This window comes from Luteibacter sp. dw_328 (genome assembly GCF_018449605.1).
In the GTDB taxonomy this organism is placed as follows: Bacteria; Pseudomonadota; Gammaproteobacteria; order Xanthomonadales; family Rhodanobacteraceae; genus Luteibacter.
The window spans coordinates 21,958-45,796 of sequence record NZ_JAAVUW010000002.1; the positions used below are offsets into that span (position 1 = coordinate 21,958).

General features: G+C 64.3%; 14 protein-coding genes. 13 read left to right on the forward strand and 1 reads right to left on the reverse strand.

All coding sequences use genetic code 11. From position 1 onward, the window contains the following. The 10 genes from lptE to HB634_RS04680 all read left to right on the forward strand — a co-directional run bounded on the left by lptE (position 1) and on the right by HB634_RS04680 (position 11,872). Positions 1–552 (forward strand): LPS assembly lipoprotein LptE, encoded by a 552-nt coding sequence (gene lptE, locus HB634_RS04635; RefSeq protein WP_063574291.1) that lies wholly within the window; start codon positions 1–3, stop codon positions 550–552. 12 nt (positions 553–564) lie between these two features. Then, positions 565–1,575, forward strand: a complete 1,011-nt coding sequence (holA, locus tag HB634_RS04640) for a DNA polymerase III subunit delta (protein ID WP_213947753.1) — start codon at positions 565–567, stop codon at positions 1,573–1,575. Then, positions 1,572–2,213 (forward strand): nicotinate-nucleotide adenylyltransferase, encoded by a 642-nt coding sequence (gene nadD / locus HB634_RS04645; protein WP_213947754.1) that lies wholly within the window; start codon positions 1,572–1,574, stop codon positions 2,211–2,213. Before holA ends, nadD begins: the two co-directional genes overlap by 4 nt. 253 nt (positions 2,214–2,466) lie before the next feature. Beyond that, positions 2,467–2,802 carry a ribosome silencing factor gene (gene rsfS / locus HB634_RS04650; protein WP_107915045.1) on the forward strand — a complete coding sequence of 112 codons (336 nt, stop codon included), beginning with the start codon at positions 2,467–2,469 and terminating at the stop codon, positions 2,800–2,802. 7 nt (positions 2,803–2,809) lie between these two features. Further along, positions 2,810–3,280, forward strand: a complete 471-nt coding sequence (gene rlmH, locus HB634_RS04655; protein ID WP_063573122.1) for a 23S rRNA (pseudouridine(1915)-N(3))-methyltransferase RlmH — start codon at positions 2,810–2,812, stop codon at positions 3,278–3,280. Positions 3,281–3,290: 10 nt separating this feature from the next. Further along, a complete protein-coding gene (locus HB634_RS04660; protein WP_063573121.1) occupies positions 3,291–3,848 on the forward strand; it encodes a Maf family protein in 558 nt (185 codons plus the stop codon). 54 nt (positions 3,849–3,902) lie between these two features. Beyond that, on the forward strand, positions 3,903–5,390 hold the full coding sequence (gene rng, locus HB634_RS04665; protein ID WP_213947755.1) for a ribonuclease G: 1,488 nt from the start codon (positions 3,903–3,905) through the stop codon (positions 5,388–5,390). Positions 5,391–5,417: 27 nt separating this feature from the next. Beyond that, positions 5,418–9,287, forward strand: a complete 3,870-nt coding sequence (locus HB634_RS04670; protein ID WP_213947756.1) for a YhdP family protein — start codon at positions 5,418–5,420, stop codon at positions 9,285–9,287. Positions 9,288–9,514: 227 nt separating this feature from the next. Next, positions 9,515–10,693 (forward strand): tetratricopeptide repeat protein, encoded by a 1,179-nt coding sequence (locus HB634_RS04675; protein WP_213947757.1) that lies wholly within the window; start codon positions 9,515–9,517, stop codon positions 10,691–10,693. A gap of 45 nt (positions 10,694–10,738) precedes the next feature. After that, the gene (locus tag HB634_RS04680; RefSeq protein WP_213947758.1) at positions 10,739–11,872 is read left to right on the forward strand and encodes a polysaccharide deacetylase family protein; all 1,134 of its coding nucleotides are present in this window, start codon (positions 10,739–10,741) and stop codon (positions 11,870–11,872) included. Between the two features lie 19 nt (positions 11,873–11,891). Here the strand turns inward: HB634_RS04680 and HB634_RS04685 are convergent, their stop codons facing one another. Next, positions 11,892–13,091: a sterol desaturase family protein gene (locus HB634_RS04685; RefSeq protein ID WP_063571136.1), complete on the reverse strand. Its 1,200-nt coding sequence runs from the start codon at positions 13,089–13,091 to the stop codon at positions 11,892–11,894. A gap of 134 nt (positions 13,092–13,225) precedes the next feature. On the opposite strand from HB634_RS04685, the gene tldD reads away from it, so the two are divergent. The 3 genes from tldD to HB634_RS04700 all read left to right on the forward strand — a co-directional run bounded on the left by tldD (position 13,226) and on the right by HB634_RS04700 (position 23,607). Beyond that, the gene (gene tldD, locus HB634_RS04690) at positions 13,226–14,668 is read left to right on the forward strand and encodes a metalloprotease TldD (RefSeq protein ID WP_197478218.1); all 1,443 of its coding nucleotides are present in this window, start codon (positions 13,226–13,228) and stop codon (positions 14,666–14,668) included. Positions 14,669–14,789: 121 nt separating this feature from the next. Further along, positions 14,790–16,142 carry a flagellar filament capping protein FliD gene (fliD, locus tag HB634_RS04695; RefSeq protein WP_213947759.1) on the forward strand — a complete coding sequence of 451 codons (1,353 nt, stop codon included), beginning with the start codon at positions 14,790–14,792 and terminating at the stop codon, positions 16,140–16,142. Between the two features lie 340 nt (positions 16,143–16,482). Continuing rightward, complete coding sequence (locus tag HB634_RS04700) at positions 16,483–23,607, forward strand: beta-1,3-glucanase family protein (protein WP_213947760.1); 7,125 nt, start codon at positions 16,483–16,485, stop codon at positions 23,605–23,607. The last annotated feature ends 232 nt before the right edge of the window (positions 23,608–23,839 follow it).

A 23,839-nucleotide genomic window follows, 5' to 3' on the forward strand; every position in this document is an offset into this window, starting at 1 on the left:
ATGAGCCCGAACCTCTCCCGTTCGCTGCGTACCGCCCTGGTCCTCGCCTTCGTCGCGCTGGTCAGTGGCTGCGGCTTCCATCTGCGACAGACGGCCGCTCTTCCGCCGGGTATGAAGAAAATCCATCTCACGGTGGCATCGGGCGGCATGCTGCAGCGCGAGCTCGGTCGTGCGCTGACGAACTCGAACGCGGAGATCGTCGACCACGCCTCGGTCGACGCGGCTGACCTGACCATCACCTCGAACACCTTCCGTACCGATTCGCTCACCGTGAGCGGCACGGCACGCGTGACTGAGTACGCGGTGCGCTACCACGTGGACTTCAACGTGAGGGCGGGCGACGGCACGGTCATCGTTCCGCCGCAGTCGGTCGACATGTCCCGCGAGTTCAGCTACGACGCCACCAACACCATCGGTACGGCCAGCCAGACCGAAGAGCTGCAGCGCAGCCTGATCGGCGACATGGTCCAGTCGATCCTGTTCCGCCTCGAGGCCGCTGGGGCACATCCGGCCGCCGCGGCGACGCCGGCGACGAAGCCCAGCGGTACCTGAGGAAGCCTGACCGTGCCGATGAGTCCCGGCCAATGGCAGAAGCACCTCGCCGGCGACCGGATGGCACCGGTGTACCTGCTGGCAGGCGAGGAATTGCTCGTGCTCGAAGCGGCGGATGCCGTGCGGGCCATGGCACGGCGGCTGGGCTACAACGAGCGCGAAGTCCTCGAAGCGGACAGCCGCTTCGACTGGGATGATCTCGCCCGTTCCTCCGCTGGCCTTTCCCTGTTCGCCACCCAGCGGCTGCTGGACCTGCGACTCGCGGGCGGGCGAGCGGGCAAGGACGGTAGTTCGGCGATCAGCGAATTCGTTGCCAATCCACCGCCGGATACGACCCTGCTGATCACGGCGACCGAGTGGAGCGCCAAGCACGAGGCGGTGTGGACGAAGAACGTGGACGCCGGTGGCATCCAGGTGGTGTTCAACGCACCTCGCCCGAATGAATGGACACAGTGGGTCGGCGCGCGCCTGACCTCGCGGGGTGTCAAGGCAAGTCCCGACGCCGTCGCCATGCTGGCCGAGCGGGTCGAAGGCAACCTGCTGGCCGCCGCCCAGGAAATCGACAAACTGGTGGTGCTTGCGGGCGACCAGCGCCTGGACGCGGCGACGCTGGAAGGCCTTGTGGCCGACAGTGCCCGCTTTGACGCCTTCAAGCTTACCGACGCGGCGTTTGCCGGGGAGGGTGGCCGCGCGCTGCGCATCCTGGCCGGCCTGCACTCCGAGGGCGACGAACTCATCGCCCTGATGGGTTGGCTGGTCAACCAACTTCAGTTGGCGCTGCGCCTGGCCAATGCACGAGATTTCGCCGCGCAGGCCAAGGTGGAACGACTCTGGCCCGCGCGCGAGCAATTGTTTCGCAAGGCCTTGCGTCGTGCGCCTCGTGAGCACTGGCTGTCGTGCCTGGCACGCGCCGCACGGATCGACCGCATGGCCAAGGGCCGCGAGCAGGGCAATCCCTGGCTCGAGGCCGAGCGCCTGATCGCCGCCATCGCCGAACCCCGCGCCGCGGCCGCCTTCGGATGAATCAGGCGCGTCCGCTCGCCATCCTCGGCGGCACCTTCGATCCGATCCATCACGGCCACCTGCGGGCCGCGTGGGAAGCCGCCGAGGCGCTCGACGCCGAAGTCAGGATGGTTCCGGCACGCACGCCGCCGCATCGGCCGGCCCCGGTTGCCGATGCCTCAGGTCGTGTTGCCCTGTTGCGCGCGGCGCTCGCGGGCCAGGACCGGTTAACCATCGATACGCGTGAGCTGGACCGCGATGGCCCTTCGTACACCGTCGATACGCTGGCCTCGCTGCGCGCGGATATCGGGCCGGACCGGCCGCTGGTGCTTCTTGTCGGGGCGGATGCGTTCGTCGGGCTGGCGTCCTGGCACCGCTGGCGACAGCTGTTCGAATTCGCCCACGTGGGGGTGCTGACGCGTCCTGGTGTCAGCCATGCGCCGTCGGGCGAGCTGGCTGATTTCACCGCGGGACGCCGTGCGGAGCGGGTCCACGGACCCGCCGGATCGGTGGTCGACATCGCCATTACCCCACTGGATATCGCCGCCACGGCCATTCGTGAGGCTTTTGCGGCGGGCCACGAGCCGCGGTTTCTGCTGCCGTCGGCCTGTTTCGAGGATGAGGCCCTCCTGGCGCCTTATCGGGCCCTGAGGGGCTGATCGCCGCTGAAGCGGCTCCCACAGGTCTGCGGCAGGCTCCTTGTGGGAGCCGCTTCAGCGGCGATGCTCCAGCGGCGATGCTCCAGCCCAAGGCCGTCCGGCCCTGAATACCTGTCCAGGCATTTGACGCGCCCGCCGCCAGCGGGGGTTATACTGCCCTCGAAGCCGGCATTCCGCCGCATGAGGTTTTCGCATCTTGAGTTCGACCGCATCCCGCAAGGCCAAGGGCAAGTCCGCCGTCAGTAACGAGCTCCTGCGCCAGCGCGTCGTCGCCGCGCTCGAAGACCTCAAGGCCAAGGACGTCCGCGAAATCGACGTTCGTGGCAAGACCTCCATCGCCGATATCCTTTTCATCGCGTCGGGCACCTCAGCCCGTCACGTCAAGTCGATTGCCGACGAAGTCATCAAGTTCGCCAAGCAGGCGGGTGTGATGCCGCTCGGCGTCGAAGGCCAGACCGAAGCCGAGTGGGTGCTGGTCGACCTGGGCGACATCATCGTCCACGTGATGATGCCTCGCATCCGCGAGTTCTACGGCCTCGAGCGCCTGTGGACCGTGGGCGACGACGGCTTCGAAGCCGCCAACGACTGAGCCCGCTATGCGGGCTCGACTCATTGCGGTCGGCGAGCGCATGCCGGCCTGGGTGGCGGAAGGCTTTGCCGAGTACCGCAAGCGGCTGTCGCATGAGTTCCCACTCGAACTGATCGAGATCAAGCCCGGACTTCGTGGCAAGGGTCGCGATGACGTGCGGGCCACGCTCGACGAGGGCGCGGCCATTCTCACGGCCTTGCCTCGCGACATCCATGTCGTCGCACTCGACGGTCGCGGCAAGACATGGTCCAGCGAAGACCTGGGCCAGCAGCTCGAACAGTGGCGGATGGGCGGTCGCGATGTCGCGTTCCTCATCGGTGGACCGGATGGTCACGCGCCCGATGTCCTCGCCCGCGCCGACCAGCGCTGGTCGCTGGGACCGCTGACCCTGCCACACATGCTCGTGCGTCTCGTGCTCGCCGAGCAGTTGTACCGCGCTACCACCCTGGTGGCCGGTCATCCCTACCATCGCGCCTGAAGGACACGCCGTGCTCTACCTGGCTTCGCAATCGCCGCGCCGGCGGGAACTCCTTGGCCAGATCGGTGAAGCGCCGCGCGTGCTCGACGTCGATGTGGAAGAGATCCGGCGGCCCGGCGAAGCGCCCGAGGCGTACGTTGCCCGGGTAGCCCTGGACAAGGCCCGCGCGGGCTACGCCCTGGTCTCGGCCGAAGCGGGAGTCCGCGTGATCGGTGCGGACACCGAGGTGATACTGGGCGATGAGGTTTTCGGCAAACCGCGCGACGCGGCCGACGCGGCATCGATGCTGCACCGCCTGTCCGGCCGCGAGCACCAGGTGGTCTCGGCGGTCTGGCTGATCGACGAAAAAGGCGAGCGCGATGCACTTTCGGTGTCCATCGTGCGATTCGCCCCACTCGACGCGGCCCAGATCGACGACTATGTAGCCAGCGGCGAATGCTTCGGTAAAGCTGGGGCCTACGCCATTCAGGGTCGCGCCGCGGCCTTCATCGAACACCTTTCCGGCAGCTATTCGGGCGTCATGGGCCTGCCGCTCCACGAAACTTCCCGACTCCTCAGGAGTCAGTGACATGTTGTCGGCGCGCGGGCTATAAAGCGCGATGACTTAAGGATAGGGGCTGGTGTGAGCGAGGAAATCCTGATCAATGTCACACCGCGTGAGACGCGGGTGGCCGTTGTCGAAAATGGCATGCTGCAGGAGGTCCACGTCGAGCGCGCATCGAAGCGCGGCTACGTCGGCAATGTGTACAAGGGTCGCGTGCAGCGCGTTATGCCCGGCATGCAGGCGGTGTTCGTCGAGATCGGTCTCGATCGCGCCGCATTCCTGCATGCCTCCGATATCGTCCGGGCGCCACTTCCGCCGACCGATGCCCCTGTCGATGGCAAGTCGAACGGTCACGGTCCCGTGCCGCCGATCAGTGAGCTCGTCCACGAAGGCCAGGAAATCGTGGTCCAGGTCGTCAAGGATCCGATCGGCAGCAAGGGTGCGCGGCTGTCCACGCACCTCTCCATTCCCTCCCGTTATCTGGTGCTGCTGCCGCATTCGCGCACGCTGGGCGTTTCCGTGCGGATCGAGGAAGAGTCCGAGCGGCAGCGACTGAAAGACATCATTACGCCGCTGATCGGCGAGAACCCGCTGGGTTACATCGTTCGTACCAACGCGGAAGGGCAGTCCGAGGAATCGCTCGCATTCGACGTGACCTACCTGAGCAAGGTCTGGCGCGTGGTCCAGGAGAACATCCAGAAGGCGAAGATGGGCGAGCGCGTTTACGAGGAACTCTCGTTGCCGCTGCGTTCGCTACGCGATTCGCTGAACGACGGCATCGAGAAGGTGCGTGTCGATTCACGCGAAACCTACGAGAGAACCGTCAAATTCGTGCAGAAGTTCATGCCGGTGCTATCCGACCGTATCGAACATTATGCGGGCGAGCGTCCGATCTTCGATCTCTACGGCGTGGAGGACGAAATCCAGCGCGCCCTGCGCAAGGAGGTGCCGCTGAAGTCCGGCGGTTACCTCATCGTTGACCAGACCGAAGCGATGACGACCGTCGATGTGAACACGGGTGGCTACCTCGGCAGCCGCAATCTCGAAGAAACCGTTTACCGCACGAATCTCGAGGCGGCGCAGGCCGCGGCGCGCCAGTTACGGCTGCGCAACCTGGGTGGCATCATCATCATCGATTTCATCGACATGGTGGACGACGAGCACAAGCGGCAGGTGTTGCGCATGCTCGAGAAGGGCCTGCAGAAGGACCACGCCAAGACCACGGTGTATCCGATGTCGGCGCTGGGTCTGGTCGAGATGACCCGCAAGCGCACCACCGAAAGCCTCGAACGCCAGCTCTGCGAGCCGTGCCCGGCGTGCAGCGGTCGCGGTGCACTGAAAACCGCGGAAACGGTGATCTACGAGATATTCCGCGAAATCACCCGCGCCGTGCGCCAGTTCAATGCGCAGAAATTGCTGGTCATGGCGAGCCCGAAAGTCGTCGGTCGCATTCTCGAGGAAGAGTCCGCTGCCGTGGCCGAACTCGAGGAGTTCATCGCCAAGAGCATCCGCTTCCAGGCGGAAGAGCACTACTCGCAGGAACAGTTCGATGTCGTGCTTCTCTGACGCCGGCGCCTGCCGGAACGTGGGCCGGTGAGTCCCGGCTGGCGCCATCGCGCACGACGCCTGCGGTTCTTCCTTCTGGGTCTGGTCGCAAGTGTGCTGGTGGCGCTTGCCCTGGTGATGGCGGTCGGCCAGCTGTTGTTGCCGCTGGCCGCGCACTATCCCGACCGTGTCGCCGCACTGCTCAGCAAGAAGCTGGGCAAGCCGGTGCGCTTCGGCTCGCTCGAAGGTTTCTGGCGGCCGTCGGGTCCGCTGTTCGTGATGCGCGATGTGACCATTGCCCCGACCGAAGGCGGTGACGCGCTGCGTCTGCCGCAGGCGGCGGTAAAGCTCGACTTCGGTGCCTTCGTGCTGCCGTCGCGGCACCTGCTCAACCTGCGCCTGCGCGACATGCGCATGGGCCTGCATCGTGCCGTCGATGGCCGCTGGAGTGTCGATGGCTTTGGCGCCGGTGGCGGTACGCAGAAAGTTTCCTTCGGCAACCTCTCCGCGGACCTCTGGCTCAGCAACCTCCGCCTTGAAATCGCCGACGACACCACTCACCGCAGCTACGGACTCATTGCCGACCAGCTGCGCATCAGCCTTCAGGGGCAGGCGGTTCGTGTCGGTGGCAGCTTGCGCCGCGAAAACGTCAGTGGCCTGTTGACCGCGGCGGGGCGCTTCGCTGCCGACGGCTCCAATGGTCGCGTCTACGTCAAGGGCGCCGACCTGGACCTGGCCGCACTGACGGCGGATTTCAATGCCGGAGGCTATGCGTTGGCCGGTGGCAAGGGTGGTTTCGAATCATGGCTCGACTGGCGCGACGGACACGTCGTGCGCGCCACGTCGCGCGTCGATTTCGATGAGCTCGCGGTACGTGGTCCGGCGCGCACGGTAAGTACGCCGGGCCTGCATGGCATTGTCGACATGCATCGCACTGCCGATGGCCAACGCGTCGATTGGGCAGGCGCCGACGGTGGCGATCTCGCCCTCGTGACGCATACGCAGGGCGATCGCAGTAACGGCACGGTCGTCGCGCGAAAGATCGAGCTCGGGCCGCTGCTGCCCTGGGCCGGGCTCGCGCCGCAGGTGTCTCCGGCACTCGCTCGCTGGCTCTCGGACGGACGACCACGCGGCCGCCTCGGCGATGTCCATGCCGATTGGGATTCCGTCGACGGTCTCCGCTTCGTCCATGCCACCTTCGCCGGCCTGGGTATCGACGCGATCGGCAAGCTGCCGGGCGTGTCCAGGCTCGATGGCGAGGTATACGGCGACGACCAGGCGCTGGCGCTCAGCCTGCCCAGGCAGGCTACGACGCTCGATTTCACCGGCGTGTTCCGCAAGCCCTTCGTGATGTCCATGCTCGGCGGCGACATGGCTGCCTACAAGGACGGCGACGACTGGCACATCGGCGTCGATCCGCTGGATTTCCAGGGCGAAGGTTTCGGCGGCCAGGCACGCGGCGAGTTCGTCGTTCCCGGCGCCGACACCGGTCCCTTCATGGATATGTACGTCGCCCTCGGACCGGGCGACGTGCCGGCGGCCAAGCTGTTCTGGCCTCATACCATGTCAGAAGGTTCGCAGAACTGGCTCAACCGTGGCCTTGTCTCCGGGCACATCGAAAGCGGTTCGGCGGTGGTGCGTGGCAACCTCCGCGACTGGCCGTTCCGCAACCAGGAAGGCCGCTTCGAAGGTCGTGCCGTCATCGACGACACCGTGCTCGACTACGGCACGGGCTGGCCGCGCGCCGAAGGCCTCTCGGCCGTGGCCACCTTCATCGACAATGGCATGTACGTCGAAGCGACCGAAGGCCACGCGCTCGGCAATGCGGTCAGCTCGGCGACCGCCGCCATTCCCGACTTCGCCAACGGCATCCTCGACCTGAAAGTCAGTGGCGCGGGTACCGGAGGCAGCTATCTGGACTTCATCAAGAACAGCCCCATCGCCAGCAACAGTCGCGAGTCCATCGACAAGCTGAAACTGGGTGGCACGGGTGAGTTCGGCTTCAACATGCTGCTGCCACTGGGCAACGCGCACGACGTGACGCTGGACGGCAAGGCCACGCTGAAGGACGCCGACCTCGTCGCTAACGAGTGGAAGCTGCGCCTGGACAAAATCACCGGGCCGATGAGCTTCGACGCGAAGGGCTTCAAGGCCACCGACCTGAAGACCTCCTTCCATGGCCAGCCGGCCGATCTCGATCTGGCCATCGGCGGCGCGACCGGCGACCCGGCGAAGATCATCGATGCGTCCGTTACCGGCGCGTTCGCCGTGAGCGAGTTGGTCGCCGACTACGAGAATCTGAAGTGGATCGGCGATACCGCGAAAGGTCGCGGTAATTTCCGCCTCGGCTATGTACTGTCCCGAACGGGGCAGGGTGACGCGACGGCACAAGCGTTGACGGTCGATTCGGATCTGCGTGGCGTGGAGCTTCTGCTGCCCACGCCGGTCAAGAAGCCGGCGCCTCTCGCCGAACCGTTGTCGCTGCGCGTTGGCTTGCCTGTCGATGGTGCGCGACTCGACCTCGCCCTGGGTGATGTCGTACGCGGACGCCTCCGCCTGCCTACCGACAAAGTGCCGATCGCCGCCGCCTTCAATCTGGGTGCGGCCGTTCCCACGGCTATGCCGGCGCAGGGCTACCTCATCGGCGGACACGCGTCGAAACTCGACGTTTCCGGATGGGTGCAATACGTGGTCGGCATGTCTGCCAGCGGCGGCAGTGGTCCGGGCCTTAGCGGACTGGATCTCGTCACCGACGATGGCGAAGTCTTCGGCCAGCATTTTTCGAACATGCACATCGTTGCGCGTCCGGGTCCGCAGGACCTTTCGCTACGTGTCGACAGCGACGCCATGGCCGGGCAGCTCAACGTGCCCAATGACGAGCTGCGTCGTCGCGGTATCACGGCGCGCATGGATCGCCTGTGGTGGCCTGCGGCGGACGATGCCGCCGACGCGACAAAGAAGGGCAAGGCTGCCGCCGGTGCCGCCGCGACCGTAGCGTCGACGACCTTGAAGGCCGAAGACAAGGCTGCTGCCACGACCGCTGCAACCCATGCGCCCGACGCCAACGATGCCGGCGTCGCGCCGTCCAGCTTGCCGCCCCTGCACCTGCAAGTGACGGATATGCGCCTGGGCAAGGCGAAGCTCGGCGAAGCCCGTCTGGAAACCTGGCCCACGGATGAGGGCATGCATATCGACCAGTTGCGCGCACAGTCGAAGAACGTGCAGATCACCGCTGCCGGCGACTGGATCGGCGACGAGAAGCGTAGCCGCACCCATCTGGCGATGGACTTCGCTTCCGAAGATGTCGCTCGCATGCTCGATGCACTCGGCTTCGTCGGGATCTTCCAGGGCGGACGTACGTCGGCGAAGCTCGACGCGGTGTGGCCGGGCGGTCCGTCGGCGCTTGCCTTGGCAAACATGGACGGCACGCTCAAGGTGGACATCGCGAAGGGTCGCATCCTCGAAGTGCAGCCCGGCGTCGGTCGACTCTTCAGCCTCGTCTCCGTTACCGAACTGCCGCGTCGCCTCGCGCTCGACTTCGGCGACGTGGTGGGGAAAGGTTTCGGTTTCGACTCCATCACCGGCGATTTCCGCTTCGCCAATGGCGATGCGAGCACGCAGAACCTCAAGATCCGCGGTCCCGCCGCTGAGATAACCATTACCGGTCGTACCGGACTCAAGACACACGACTACGACCAGGAAGTGCTGGTGGTGCCTCACCTTGGCAGCAGCCTGCCGATCGTCGGCGCCATCGCCGGTGGCCCCGTTGGCGCCGCCGCCGGACTTGCCGTGCAGGGCATCCTCGGGCATGGCCTCAACCAAGCGGCCCGCAAGCGCTACCACGTCACCGGCACCTGGGAAAAACCCGTCTTTACGCCGATGGACAAGGGCAGCACCTCCACCGCCCCCCTGCTCTAGAACCGGCAACGCGCCGATCGGCGCAGCCAGCCAAACGGAATCGCGGCGTTTGAGTCCCATGCGGCGGCTCGTATTCGAGGCGCCGATCACATAGGATCTCCGCCCGGAGAGCAGCCGTGCTCGCCAGGCGCTCTGCCACCGTCGCGCCATAATTGAGGCCGGCCGAAGGCACGAAGACCACGGAAGATTGCAGGCGCTCCAGCCTTCCAACCAAACAGGGATGAACCATGAAACTCGCACGTCGTCGGCAGCTGTCCGTCCTGGGCATGCTGTCCTTTGTCATGGCTGCTCATGCAGGGAACGTCCAGATCCTCAGTGCCACCGTCAAGGATCAGGCTGTCGCGGGCGCGATGGTGATCCTGCAGAAAAACGGTGAGCCTTCGGTCGGTGTGTCGAGCGACTCCCAGGGTCACGCGGCCCTGCCGGGTGGTTACCAGGACGCCGCGGAGACGTTGATCATCGTCAAGAAGGAAGGCTATTCGACGCTGGTGGCAAAGTGCCCGTGCGAAGGCATGACGTATGCTCTTAGCCCTGTGATGCACAACCTCGATGGCATGCGCATCGTGCTGACATGGGGCGAGAAGCCAACGGATCTCGATTCGCACATCACCTACCCGGGCAACCACATTTACTTCGGCTCGAAGAAAGGCACGGACGCCAACCTCGATGTCGACGACACGACGAGCTTCGGTCCGGAGACCATCACGCTGGAGCGCAAGCACGACGGCGAGACGTACGTGTATTCGGTGCACGACTACACCGACAACATGTCGCCTGATACGAGAAACCTCTCGGAAAGCGGCGCCAAGGTCTTCGTCTATATCGGCCAGTCGCTCGTGCGCACCTACTACGTACCCACCGGGAAGGTCGGCAATCTGTGGGCGGTCTTCCGGGTGACCGGTGAGGGTGAGTTCCAGGACATCAACGCGATGGAAGGCATGCGCGGCAGCTTCCTTCAGGCTACGGGCGCGATCGAACGCTACGGCAATGAAGGTACTCACGTAGCGGCTACGAACGAGGCTGCCGCCGATCCGACACGAGCCAAGGCGCGCAACCAGGCAGGTGAGACGGCCTACCATGCGGGTCGTCTCGACGATGCCATCTCCCTCTTCCAGGAAGCGACCCAGCTCGATGCCGCTAACGGTCAGGCATACGCCAATCTTGGACTCGCCTATCAGAAGGCCGGCCGTTCGGCGGAAGCCATCTGGGCGGACAGAAAGGCCATCGCCCTTGCGTCAGGTCCGAATGCGGCCACCACCCGTGCCGGTGCCTACTACAACATTGCCCGACTCTACGAAGACGCGGGTCAGTGGGCCGATGCGCTGACCAACTACCGCGCCGCCAGGCAGGAAAAGGCAAACCCGGTCTACGACAAAGCCATCGAGCGCGTCAGCGCCCACCAATAATCGGAACGGGGCCCGTCAGGGCCCCTTTTCTTGCAGGAGCTCATCGTGCGCAAAGCTGTTCTGGTTTTCCTTCTTATGTGCCTTGCCGGCGCCGCACACGCGGTCGGGCCGAGCGCCGTTGCCGCTCCCGATCGCAGCCTCTGGCCAGACCCGGTCGATAGCACCGCCGGCTTCGACCGCGCATCGCGTGCGGAAATGCTGGTGTTTGCGCACGAGCTCGCGGCAAGTGAGAAGCTCACCGACGCCGATCTCATCGACGCCCTGAAGATCAAGCAGGTCGATCACGCTTCGGTCGAAGCGATCCGGGACATGTACTGGAAGCGACTCGCATCCGGTTACGCCATTGCATCGGCGCATTGCGGCGCGCAAGAGGTGTTCTGCCCCGCTGGCGCGGATGAAGCAGCCTTCCGCAAGGCCGCGACTGCCTTCGTGGGCATCTCCGATGCTCGGTACCAGGCGTGGTACCAGAATGACGTCACGTTTCACCGTGTCTACCTCAACGAATTGCTGCGACTCGCTGCGCTTTTTCCACGGGTGAGCAGTGAGGTATCCACTTTCTCCGACCATGAGTTGAGCGGGAACGAGCCCCCCGATCGGCACTTCCTGCTCACCTTCGATGACGGCCCGACCCGCGCTGCCGGAAACACCGACAAGACCCTGGCGATGCTGCGCGAGGCTCACCTCAACGCGACGTTCTTTACGTTGGGCGGCAACCTGCAGAATCGGCTGCAGCAGGCATCGCCGGCGTCGCTGGGTGCGACCTATGCGGGCATGTGCGTCGGTGCGCACGGTTGGGAACACAAGTCACACAGCTCGATGCCTGACTGGCAGGACTCCGTCACCCGGAGCATCGCGCTCGTGCACGATAATCTGCCGGCGAGTTTCGTGCCGTTGTTTCGTCCGCCGTATGGACAACGCAAGTCCGACAGCGACGCGTTCTTTACCGATGCCCGCCTGCGAGTGACGCTGTGGAACATCGACTCACAGGACTGGAACAACAAGGTGGACGCCGAGCAGGTGAAGCAGCGCGTGCTGGCGTTGATGCTGCTCTGGCGTCACGGCGTCATCCTGTTTCACGACATTCATCCCAAAGCGCAGGTCGCGGTTCCGTGGCTGCTGCAGCAGACGACAGGGAGCGGCGTGACCTGGCTCGACTGCCACGCTTACCCGCCGGCGTGAGCCGGCGGGCTTTGTCACGTCACGGCTTCTGCCGACGAAACGGGAACAGTTGCTGCCGGACGAATCCCTCCGGCATGTAATCGCCGACGACGCCGTATTTCGCGGGAAACTTCGTCTTCGTGGCCTTCACAGCCGTGCCGAAGAGGTAATCCAGGAACGCCCAATGCGCCGCATAGTTCTTGTCGATCGCTTCGTCGTCCGAGGCGTGGTGCCAGTGGTGGAAGTCCGGCGTGACCACGACGTACTTCAGCGGACCCCAGGGCAGGTGCACGTTGGCGTGGTTGAACACCGCCTGGAAGCCGACGACGATGATGTATGCGTTCATCACCGCCTCGCTGAAGCCGAGCACATAGAGTGGCGCCAGCACGCAGACGCGGGTGAATATCAGTTCGAGCATGTGCTGGCGCGATCCGGCCAGCCAGTCCATGGTCTTCACGCTGTGGTGGACGGCATGGAAGCGCCAGAGGAAGGGGACTTCGTGGTACGCGCGATGCGTCCAGTATTGCGCCATGTCGGCGACGAGGACGCACAGCAGTAGCTGTGGCACGAACTGGATGCCGGCAATCATCTGCTGGAACTTGCTGCTCACCAGCCAGCCGAAGGCATGATGGATGAGGAAATTCACGATCAGCAGTGCCAGACCCACGATGAAGTGGTTCACGGCGAAATGTTTCATGTCGGTCTGCCACTCGAAGCGGAAGACGCTCTGTCCGCGGTAGAGCGGAAAGAGCTTTTCGATCACCACGAACAGGACGGTCGAGCCGAGCAGGTCGAGAATGAACCAGTCCAGGCCGATATACGGTGTGTGATCGGGGAAGGCTCCCACCGGCACGCGTGAGCCGCCCAGCGCGACCGCGGCGATCACCATGATGAAGGCCGCGATGTTGAGATTGCGCTTGCGGCCGAGGATGACGTTCGCAAGGGCTAGGCCACCGGCGACAAGCAGGCCACCGAGCAGGGCCTGGCGGAGCACGTCGACCGAATACTTGTGTCGCAGGTCCGGCGTGGTCAGGTACTGGGGGTAGTGGAAGGCGATGACCGCAAGCAGGCAGAGAAAGCCGAGCGACAGGGCGATGGCCGTACTCACCATGGCCTTGGCCGGAGACAGCCCGCCGCTCTTGTGCAGCAGGTCGCGGGTTTCGTCCACGACCGCCTCGGCCCGCCTGACAGGCGCCGTGGCGACGCGGCGGGCAAAGTTGCGCTTGATTCCCTTGCTCATGGTGTCCGTCCCGATGGATTGAACGGCATCGTAGCAACTTGTGTCCCGACCGGTCTGTCGGCCGGCCCCGGAGGGTTTAAGCTGGCCGCATCCGACCCCAAATCCGGGGTTACCCCGAATTCCTACCGGCAGACCTGATGGACTCCCTGATTTCCCTCGCCGAACGTCGCCTGCTCACCCCCGGCGGCCTTGCTTCCACGGACCTGGATCGTGTGTTTTCCCAGATCATGGGGCCCTCGATCGACGCGGCCGATCTCTATTTCCAGCATTCGCGCAGCGAGTCCTGGGTGCTGGAGGAGGGCATCGTGAAGGACGGCAGCCATTCCATCGAACAGGGTGTCGGCGTCCGCGCCATCTCGGGCGAAAAGACCGGCTTCTCCTATTCCGACGAAATCGTCCTGCCGCAGCTGCTCGAAGCCTCGCGTGCGGCCCGGGCCATCGCCCAGGGCGGCGCCGGCGCGGGCAAGCCGCTGGCGATTACCACCGGTCGCGGTCTCTATCCGGCCATCGACCCGGTGGAGAGCCTGCCCAACGAAGACAAGATCAAGCTGCTGCGCGAAATCGACGCGTACGCGCGCTCTCGCGACCCGCGGGTCAAGCAGGTCGTGGTCAGCCTGGCCGCCACGCTGGACACCATCCTCGTCGCCGGCTCAGATGGCACGCTGGCGGCTGACGTGCGTCCGCTCGTTCGCCTCAACATCCAGGTCATCGTCGAGCAGAACGGCCGGCGAGAGCAGGGCCATTCGGGTGGTGGCGGCCGTTACGGTTATGGCGAGTTGATCGCCAACGGTCGGGCTCACGGCTTTGCCGACGAAGCCGTGCGTCAGGCGCTGGTCAATCTCGAGGCGGTAGACGCCCCGGCCGGCACGATGACCGTCGTCCTCGGTCCCGGCTGGCCCGGCGTGCTGTTGCATGAGGCGATCGGACACGGCCTCGAGGGCGACTTCAACCGCAAGGGCAGTTCGGCCTTCACCGGCCGCATTGGACAGCGCGTCGCCGCCGAAGGCGTCACGATCGTCGACGACGGCACGCTGCCGGGCCGCCGCGGTTCGCTCAGCATCGACGACGAGGGCACGCCGACGGAGTGCACCACCCTGATCGAGAACGGCATCCTCAAGGGCTACATGCAGGACAAGCTCAACGCACGGCTGATGGGCGTTAAGTCCACCGGTAACGGTCGCCGCGAGTCGTTCGCCCAGCTACCGATGCCGCGGATGACCAATACCTACATGCTCGCGGGTCATCGTGAGCCGGAAGAAATCATCCGCTCGGTGAAGCGCGGCCTGTATGCCGTGAACTTCGGTGGCGGGCAGGTCGACATCACCAACGGCAAGTTCGTCTTCTCGGCGAGCGAGGCCTACCTCATCGAAGACGGCAAGGTGACGCGTCCGGTCAAGGGCGCGACCCTGGTCGGCTCCGGCCCGGAAGTGCTCACCCGGGTCTCGATGATCGGCAACGACCTCAAGCTCGACGAAGGCGTTGGCGTATGCGGCAAGGACGGGCAGAGCGTCCCGGTCGGTGTCGGCCAGCCGACGCTGCGGGTGGACGCCATGACGGTCGGCGGCACCGCGTCCTGAGGGCCTGATCAAAAAATTACGATGGCATCGTAATTGCTTGCGAGTAGGGATATCAGCGTGACGGCGCCCGCGCCGTCAAGATCCCGACGCCCTGGGCAGGCGTTCTCAAGGAGAGAACCTCGTGGCAACCAACACCATCAATCTCGGCTCGAGCTCGATCGACGTCGCCGGCATCGTCAAGAATCTATCGGACAACAAGCGCAAGGCGACGGATAAGGCGCTGGCGAAGCTGGAAGATACGAACAAGACGAAGATATCCTCGGTAGGCAACTTCACTGCGTCGCTGACGAACCTGCAGAAGGCGATCAAGTCCCTGTCGGATGGCTCGGCCTTCAAGGCGCACAAGACCTCGATCAGTGAGCCCACCGTGCTCTCAGCCGTGGCCGACCCCGATGCACGTGCCAACAACTACACCATCGAGGTGACCAGGCTGGCCGCCGCCCAGAAGACCACCTCCGTGGCGTTGGCCGGGGGCAAGGCAGCGGTGGGCACGGGCACGCTGACGATCGCTATCGGCGCCAGGTCGATGACCCTCGACGTCAAACCGCCGGCGAACTCGTTGGAGAACATCCGCGACGCGATCAACAAGGCGCAGGGCAATCCCGGTGTCACGGCCAGCATCGTCACGGGCACGGACGGTGCGCACCTGACGTTGACCTCGGCATCGACCGGCAAGCAGAACGCATTCACGGTTTCCGCCAACGGCGACGCGGATCTCTCGCAACTCGCCTTCGACCCGGCGAAGGATACCGCGATCACCGCGGCGCAGGATGCCGAGTTCACCATCGACGGTAATACCAAGGCGACGAGTCCGACGAACACCGTCGCGTCGGCGATCGACGGCGTGACGCTCACGCTGACCAAGATCGGCACCAGCACGGTCGACATCCAGACCGATTCGAGTGCCGTCGCCACCAGCCTGAACTCGCTGGTCACCGCATACAACCAGTTCATCTCGACCTACCAGGCGCTGACCAAGTACGACCAGACGAACCAGCAGGTCGGCGCGTTGATCGGCGACGCCACGGTGACGTCCATCAAGAGCCAGATCTCCACGCTGGTCGGTTCGAAGACATCGGGGAACGCGGCAGGCCCGCACTCGTTGAGCGATCTCGGCGTGGCGTTCCAGCTCAACGGAACGTTGAAGTTCGATGGAACCAAGCTGACGAAGGTGCTCGCCACCTCTCCCGCGGAGACCCAGGAACTCCTCAGTGGCTCGCAGAGTGCCACCGTGAAGCTGGACAAGTTGATCACCGACTGGACCTCAACGAACGGCATCCTCAGTCAGCGCACGGCCAACCTCAACGCGCGCACCAAGGATATCGACAAGAAGCAGGCGAACTTCGAAATCACGATGCAGGCGTTCGTCGACCGCACCACGAAGCAGTTCACTGCGCTGGATACCATGATGACCAAGCTCGGTAGTACCAGCAGCTACCTTCAGCAGCAGTTCGACGCCTTGTCGAAGAAGTGATGAGCACCGCGGCATACCTCCATAGAGGGATGTCGCCATAGCTCAGCACGATGAGGGAGAATCCTCTTGGCCGATTCTATCCAGTGTCGTACAAATATGACCTGCGTCACGGAACGCGAGCGTATGGTGGCGAAAGTCCTTGATAGGTGACCGCAAGGTATTGTGACTGTCATCAGTCAAGCGGATGATCCGCCGGCAGACAGCGTATGGACGGCTAAATCCCTCCACTCACCTCGTATCGACAGCAGTACAGCCGGCAGCTCCTCCCGCCGGCTCGTGCCGTCGTGCGTGTTGCGAACGCGCTGTCCCTCAGCGGCTCTCACAGGGGGACCCCTACCCAATGAAGACACACCCGATACTGCAACGCGGGGCGAACGGACGAGGGCGGCTGGCAAGCCTGCTCGCGGCCGTACTCCTTGGCGCGACGATGACCGCGCAGGCGGTCACCCTCGCGCCATCGGATCGCCAGGACATCAATCTCGGTGCACGACCCTGGAAATACACCAAGCAGGCCGTGCAGAACCCGAATGACCCGGTCGTCTACGCACCGCTGCCCAATGGCGACGACGGTGCGATCCCGACCTTCAACGACAGCGCATGGCTGACCGTTGGTATTCCGCACGCTGCCAACGATTTCACCACTTTCATCAATCAGGAGTCTGGCGGCGGCCAGGGCAGCCTGGATGGTGAGACCAGTTGGTATCGCGTCAAGCTCGACGACTCGGCGAAGTTCGCCGGCAAGAAAGTCATGGTCGAGTTCGAAGGCGCCCACACGGGTGACCGCGTCTACATCAACGGTCATTTCGTTCCCGGTACGGGCGTGCTCAACCAGCCGGGCCAGCCGGATGCGAATGCCACCCACGTGATCGGCTTCCTGCCGCACATCGTGGACCTGACGCCCTTCCTCAAGTTCGACGGCAGCGACGTGCTGGCCGTGAAGGTCAGCCGCGGTGGTGGTGGCTTCTTCGAGGATCCCGGCTTTTCCGGTTCGTTCCGCTTCGGCCAGGCCGAAGCCGGCCTGTTCCGTCCGGTAAAGCTGCACGTGACCAACTTCGTGCACATCCCGGAGAACGTCTACGCGGGCCAGAACACCTGGGGCACGTACGTCGGCACGCAGACCCTCAGCGCGGACCACACCACCGCGACGGTCAAAGTGCAGACCAACGTGGTGAACGAAACCAACGTCGCGAAGTCGGTGACCTTGACCACGCAGATCGTCGACGCCGACGGCAATGTGGTCAAGTCCGACCAGCAGCAGAAGACGTTGCCGCCGAACTTCGTGCCGAACAACGAAACGCCGGTGTTCGACGAAACCATCCAGGTGAGCAACCCGCACCTGTGGTATCCGAACAACAGCGTCAACGGCAAACCTTACCTGTACAAGGTGCTGCATACGGTAAGCATCGACGGCGTGGTGGTGGATGCAAAGCAGAGCACGCTCGGCATCCGTGTCATCACCTGGGATAAGGACTTCCCGTACGTCAACGGCGCGAAGCAATACATGTGGGGCGGCTCGGGCCGCTACGACTATCCCGCGCTCGGTTCGTCCGTGCCTGAGGAGCAGCAGTGGCGCGATCTGCAGCAGCTCGCTGCCGGTGGTGGCAATCTCTGGCGTCCGGGTCACTCCCCGTCCAGCCCCGAGTTCGTCGAGGCTGCGGATGCGCTGGGCGTGTTCATCGTGCAGCCCAGTGGCGATGGCGAGAACGGATTTGCCACGCCATGCAAGGCGGGCGACCAGCAGTGCAACGACATGTGGACGATCAAGCGCGAGGTCCATCGTGACATCGTGATCCGCGATCGCAGCCATCCGTCGATCCTGGCGTGGGAGCACGACAATGGCGTGATGTCGACGCCGTTTGCCGTCGAGCTTCGCGCGCTGGCCCGGACCTGGGACAGCATCAATCCCCGCGCCGCCGCCGACCGCACGCCGGACGCCGCCAACGGCGATATCCTCAGCTGCTCGAAGGCCGGTTGCGAAACCTACCTGCACTCGAACGAATTTCCGAACAAGCCCGCCTGGGGCGCGGAATACTGGGGTCCGGGCACGCTGCGTCACTCGTACGATTACGAGCTGGCCTTTGCGCTGAACTACCTCGTGCCTTACTCGCAGGCCCGCAAGGTCGGCACGTTCGGCATGGCCCAGTGGTACATGTCCGACACGCCGGGTGAAGTCATCGAGATGGTCGAAGGCCTCGAGGACGCGACGCACTGGGCTTACCAGAAGAACCCGGACGGCAGCATCGCGACGCATCCGGACGGCAAGCCGATCAAGGGTTTCCGCCACAACGTCCGCGGCAACAACGCGTCGATGACCGATGCGAACCGTTTCCCGCGCATGCTGTACTACGTGTACGAGTCTGTCTGGGTGCCCTACGACCTGCGTCCGGTCGTCAAGCTGGCCAACACCTGGAATCGCACGGGCGACATCCAGGTCAACGCCTTCAGCAACTGCCCGGCCGTTCGCCTGCTAGTCAATGGCGTACCGCAGGGCAGCGACCAGGTGCCGAACCGCTGGGACACGATCGACGACGCCTCGTACGCCGTCGAGAACGGTCCCACGGACGAAGACACCGGCAAGATCGTCGGTTCCGACAAGGCGCAGGCCACCACGAAGCTGCCGGGCCAGGTGCACTGGAACGTCACGTGGAAGGCGGGCACCGCGACCGCGCAGTGCATCGACGCACTGGGTAGCGTGCGTACCGGTGCCGACGGGCAGCCCGTGGCGGATACACTGACCACGGCCGGCAAGGCCGATCACATCGAACTCGATGTCGTGCCGAACGTCGTCAAGCCGGACGGCACCACCTTCCAGGTGACAGCCAACGGTTCGGATGCCGCTTTCATCGTTGCCAAGGTCGTCGATGCGAACAACGTCGTCGTGCCGGATGCCGCGCAGAAGGTGACCTTCGAAGTGACTAGTGGCGCGTCGATCGTGACGTACCAGGGTGGCACGCAGCAGTACGTCGATTACAGCGCCGGCGAAATGCCGGACAACAATGGCGGTATTGCCGAGCCGATCCACAGCTATCACTCGCCGGGTTCGCCGGAACTGCAGTTCGAGGGCGGTCTGCAGAAGATCGCTCTGCGCTCGAAGTTCACGCCGGGCCAGGTGACGGTGACCGCTACGGCACCGGGCCTCACGGCTGGCTCCGCCACGTTCGCTATCGTCAATGTGCCGGCGCCGCCGACCGCGTCGGGTCCGCCCTCGATCATTGCCCAGCCGATCGAGCAGGACATTACCGAAGGTGACGTTGGCCACTTCTCCGTGACCGCTTCCGGCACGCCGCCGCTGAGCTTCACCTGGAAGAAGAATGGCGTGGAAATTCCGGGTGCGACGAGTGCGAGCTACGTCACCCCGGCCTCGACGCGTGGCGACGACGGCGCGAGCTATACCGTGGTCGTGCACGGCCAGGGTCCCGATCAGGAATCCAGTGCCGCCGCGCTCAAGGTCTTCGCCTTCAGCCAGGTGGTTGTCCGCACACAGCCCGTTGCTCAGAACGTGGATGCAGGCCAGCAGGCCCACTTCCAGGTCGTGGCCGACGGTTCGCCGACGCTCACCTACCAGTGGATGAAGGGCGCGTCGGCCATTCCGGGTGCAAACGGTACGAGCTACGACACGCCGACGCTGAGTGTCGCCGACGGCAATGTCGACTACTCGGTTGTCATCAGCAACTTCGGCAGCTCGGTACCATCGCAGGCGGCTCATCTGACGGTTAATCAGCCTCGCCCGCCGGTGTTCACCGGTACGCTGGCCGACGTTCGTGCGAACCCGGGCCAGCCGGCGACGTTCGATGTGTCGACGCTGGTGGCCGGGACCTCTCCGTTCCACTACAAGTGGTCGGTCGGTGGCGTGGCAGTCGGCGATGACCTGCCGACGCTTACTATTCCGTCCGTGCAGCAGAGCGATATCGGCACGTACACCGTCACGGTGACCAACATCACCGGCGTGGTGGCAACGACGACAGCCAAGCTCACGCTGGCTCCGCCGGGTGCGAACCTCGCCCGTGAAAAAGTGACGCTCGCCTCGCAGGTGCAGGACGTGAACGGTACCGCCGCCTGGCAGGCCGTCGACGGCGACGGAACCACGCGCTGGGGTTCGCAGATCGGTGACGACAACGCATACATCACCGTCGATCTCGGCTCGTCGCGCACGTTCAACCGTGTCGTGCTGAAGTGGGAAAACGCCCACGCCACCGAGTACAAGATCCAGTATTCGGACGATCCGAACACGGGTTTCCAGGATGCGTACCACACCGATACCAGCACCGGCGGCACGGAGGATTTCACCTTCGACCACCCGGTGAAGGGTCGCTACGTGCGCATGCAGGGCATCCACCGTGCCACGGATTACGGCTACTCGTTGTATGAGTTCGAGGTCTACAACTCGGCGGGTTGCTGTGCCGTCACGGACCGCTACACCTCCGCGACCGGTTCGAACCTGGTAACGGATAACCTGAGCGGCCTGCAGTGGGATCGCGTGCAGCGTGGCTTCCTCGACCAGGGTGCGCAGTTCACGCAGTCGGTTGCCATCCAGGAATGCGCGAAGGACGGCATGCGCCTGCCAACCGTCGACGAAGCACTGGCCATCAGCGGCCAGAGCTACTCGAGCGAAGCGTTCCCGGGTGCTTGGAATACGTGGACGGACGGTCAGGATCCGACGGATTCGACCTTTGCCTTCCAGGTGAGCTCGCTGGGTGATGTCCGCCGCGAAGTGGCGGAAAACAACCCGGGCCACGTGCTCTGCGTGAAGGGCACCAAGGTGGTAGCTCCGACCATTACCGCCCAGCCCACCAACCAGACCGCTGGTGTGGGTCGTTCCGCACCCTTCACCGTGACGGCGACGGGTGTCGGTCCGCTCAGCTACGACTGGTACACCGTGACCAAGGACGCGAACGACCAGGACGTGCTCACGTTCGTGTCGAGCACGGCCGACGGCAAGTACGCCACGCGCGCCCTCACGGCCGCCCAGAATGGGACCGTCTACCGCGTCAATGTCGTCAGTGCGCAAGGCCTCACCACCGCGAGCAACAACGTGTTGTTGACGGTCGACAACTCCAACGCCGGTAACGATCCGCCGACGTGGGCCGGTCCGGTCACGCAGCCGAACAACGGCGGTGGCAACGACAACGGTGGCGGCAATCCGCCCAGCCCGGGTACGCCGGGTGACGGCAAGGGTGGCGTGAACATCGCCATCGGTGCCACGGCATCGTCGTCCTACACGACGGAGCGTCCGGATCTCAATCCCGGTGCGGCCATCGATGGCGACTTCACCACCCGTTGGGGTTCCGTGCAGAAGCAGGATCCGGTCGACCTGATCGTGGACTTCGGTACGCCGAAGAGCTTCGACCACGTGATCATGCGCTGGGAAAATGCGTCTTCGGCCCAGTACACCATCGACATCTCCGACGATGGCAAGGCATGGAACACGATCGTGGGTCCGGTCGTCGGCAAGGGCGGCGTGGACACGCAGACGTTCGCGGTGCAGACCTCGCGCTTCGTCCGCATGAACAGCCTGAAGCGCAACACCGACTACGGCGTCTCGATGTTCGAGTTCGAGGTTTACGCTGCCTCGGCCCCGACCATCGTCGGCCAGCCACAGTCGCAGAGCGTGACGGCAGGGCAGGCGGTGAACTTCACCGTCGGCGTCAAGGCCAATGGAACGGTCGGTTACCAGTGGCGCCGCAACAGTGCCTCGATCGCCGGTGCCACCCAGGCCAGCCTCGGCTTCACGGCCGCGGTCGCCGACGCGGGTAACTACGACGTGGTCGTCACCGACACGGCGGGTCGTACCGCTACGAGTCAGGCCGCGACGCTCACCGTGCAGCAGCCGGCCGCTCCGCAGCAGCCGGTGTCGGGCACGAGCAACCTCGCCCTGAACCGTCCGGTGGTCGCTTCGGATTCGGAGAATCCGGTGGCGTTCAAGCCGGGCAACGTCAACGATGGCGATGCAGGCACGCGTTGGTCGTCCGGCTTCACCGATGACCAGTGGATCGAGGTGGATCTCGGTTCGGTCAAGCTGGTGAACAAGGTCGTGCTCAACTGGGAGAACGCGCACGCCACGTCGTACGCGATCGAAGTGTCGACCGACCACAAAACCTGGCAGACGGCGGATGCGAATCCGGCAAGCACGGGTGGCGTGGAAACGCGCACGTTCACGCCGGTTTCGGCGCAGTACGTGCGCATGCATGGCATCAAGCGCAGCACGCAGTACGGTTACTCGCTGTGGGAGCTCGAGGTCTACGGTACCGACGGCGGTGGCACGACCCCGACGCAGCCGACCAACCCCGGTTCCAACGATCCGTCGCAGGGCTTCGATTACTCGGTGTATCCGGGCTTCATCGGCACCCAGCTGCGCAACACGACCAATGGCAAGTGGGCCGACGACAAGGTGTACGTCGCGGTGATCGGTCGCGATCCGAAGACGAACGTGTTCTCGTGGGTCAAGCCGGATGGCACGATCGCGCCGCTCGCGGTTGAGGACAACGACGGCAACGGCCACCTGACCAAGAACGGCCAGAACTATCCGAACTACTTCTTCACGCTGGCGCAGTCCAAGCTGCTCCTGCTGCCGAAGCTGGATTCGGGTCGCATCTTCGTCTCGGTCGGTGAACCGATGTACATCAAGGTGCTCAAGGCCGCCGACAACTCGATCGGCTTCGCGGGCCCCAATCCGCTCAACGGCACCGATCCGAACATCGGCGTCTACTACGACTGGTACGAGTTCACCTGGAACGACAACGCTATCTTCATCAACACGACGCAGGTGGATCAGTTCTCCATCCCGCTCGCGCTCGATGTGTTCGGCGGCAACAAGACCCGTCACGTGTCGTCCGGCATCACGCAGACGCGCGCGCAGATCTTCGCGCAGTACAATCAGGAAGTGCCGGCCGAGTTCGCGCTGACCCAGGCGGATCCGGTCCGGATCCTCGCTCCCGGCAAGGATCAGTTCGACGTCGGCAAGCCGCAGGAGCATTACTTCGACAGCTACATCGACGATTCCTGGACGTACTACCAGAACCACGTGCTTGAGATGACCATCGGTGCCAAGCAGTTCGAAGGAACCGTGGTCAACGGTGTACTGACCTTCACTCACACGAACTGGGCGGATACGCACGAAGCGGACGAGCCGGAAGGCATGCTCTTCAACGTGCAGAAGCCGACCACGCAGGACGTGCTGGAAGGCAAGGGCAACCTGGCTCGCTCTAGCGACCCCTGGGGCGTGGAAGGCCAGCTGGAGGCGCAGATCTGCGCAGCGTTCAACCGCCACGTGATGGAAGACACCACGCAGTGGAAGGATGCCTCTTCGTTCTACCTGCAGTCGCCGGCGAACTACTACTCGCGTTTCTGGCACCTGCACGGCGTGAACGGCAAGGCCTATGGCTTCGCGTACGACGATGTATCCGACCAGAGCTCGACGTTGATCGAGACGCAGCCGGAACATCTCGAACTCGGGATCGGTTGGTAATGGGTTGAAGTAAGACAAGGGTGGCGGGACGACCCGCCGCCCTTTGCAAAGGAGAGCCCGGCTTACGCCGGGCTTTTTCTTTATGTAGGAGCCGATTCATCGGCGATAACCAGATCGCCACAACGCCCGGACACCCGTCCGGACGCCCCGCGCATCGTCCGCGGACACGACCGCTGCGTTCGTCCGACTGGCGTAAACCGCCCAGGAATGCGCCCTGCAGCCCATTCCAGCG

Coding starts and splice junctions, on each gene's coding strand:
- lptE (WP_063574291.1), top strand. CDS start 1: ATGAGCCCGAACCTCTCCCGTTCGCTGCGTACCGCCCTGGTCCTCGCC.
- nadD (WP_213947754.1), top strand. CDS start 1,572: ATGAATCAGGCGCGTCCGCTCGCCATCCTCGGCGGCACCTTCGATCCG.
- rlmH (WP_063573122.1), top strand. CDS start 2,810: ATGCGGGCTCGACTCATTGCGGTCGGCGAGCGCATGCCGGCCTGGGTG.
- HB634_RS04675 (WP_213947757.1), top strand. CDS start 9,515: ATGAAACTCGCACGTCGTCGGCAGCTGTCCGTCCTGGGCATGCTGTCC.
- HB634_RS04685 (WP_063571136.1), bottom strand. CDS start 13,091: ATGAGCAAGGGAATCAAGCGCAACTTTGCCCGCCGCGTCGCCACGGCG.
- HB634_RS04700 (WP_213947760.1), top strand. CDS start 16,483: ATGAAGACACACCCGATACTGCAACGCGGGGCGAACGGACGAGGGCGG.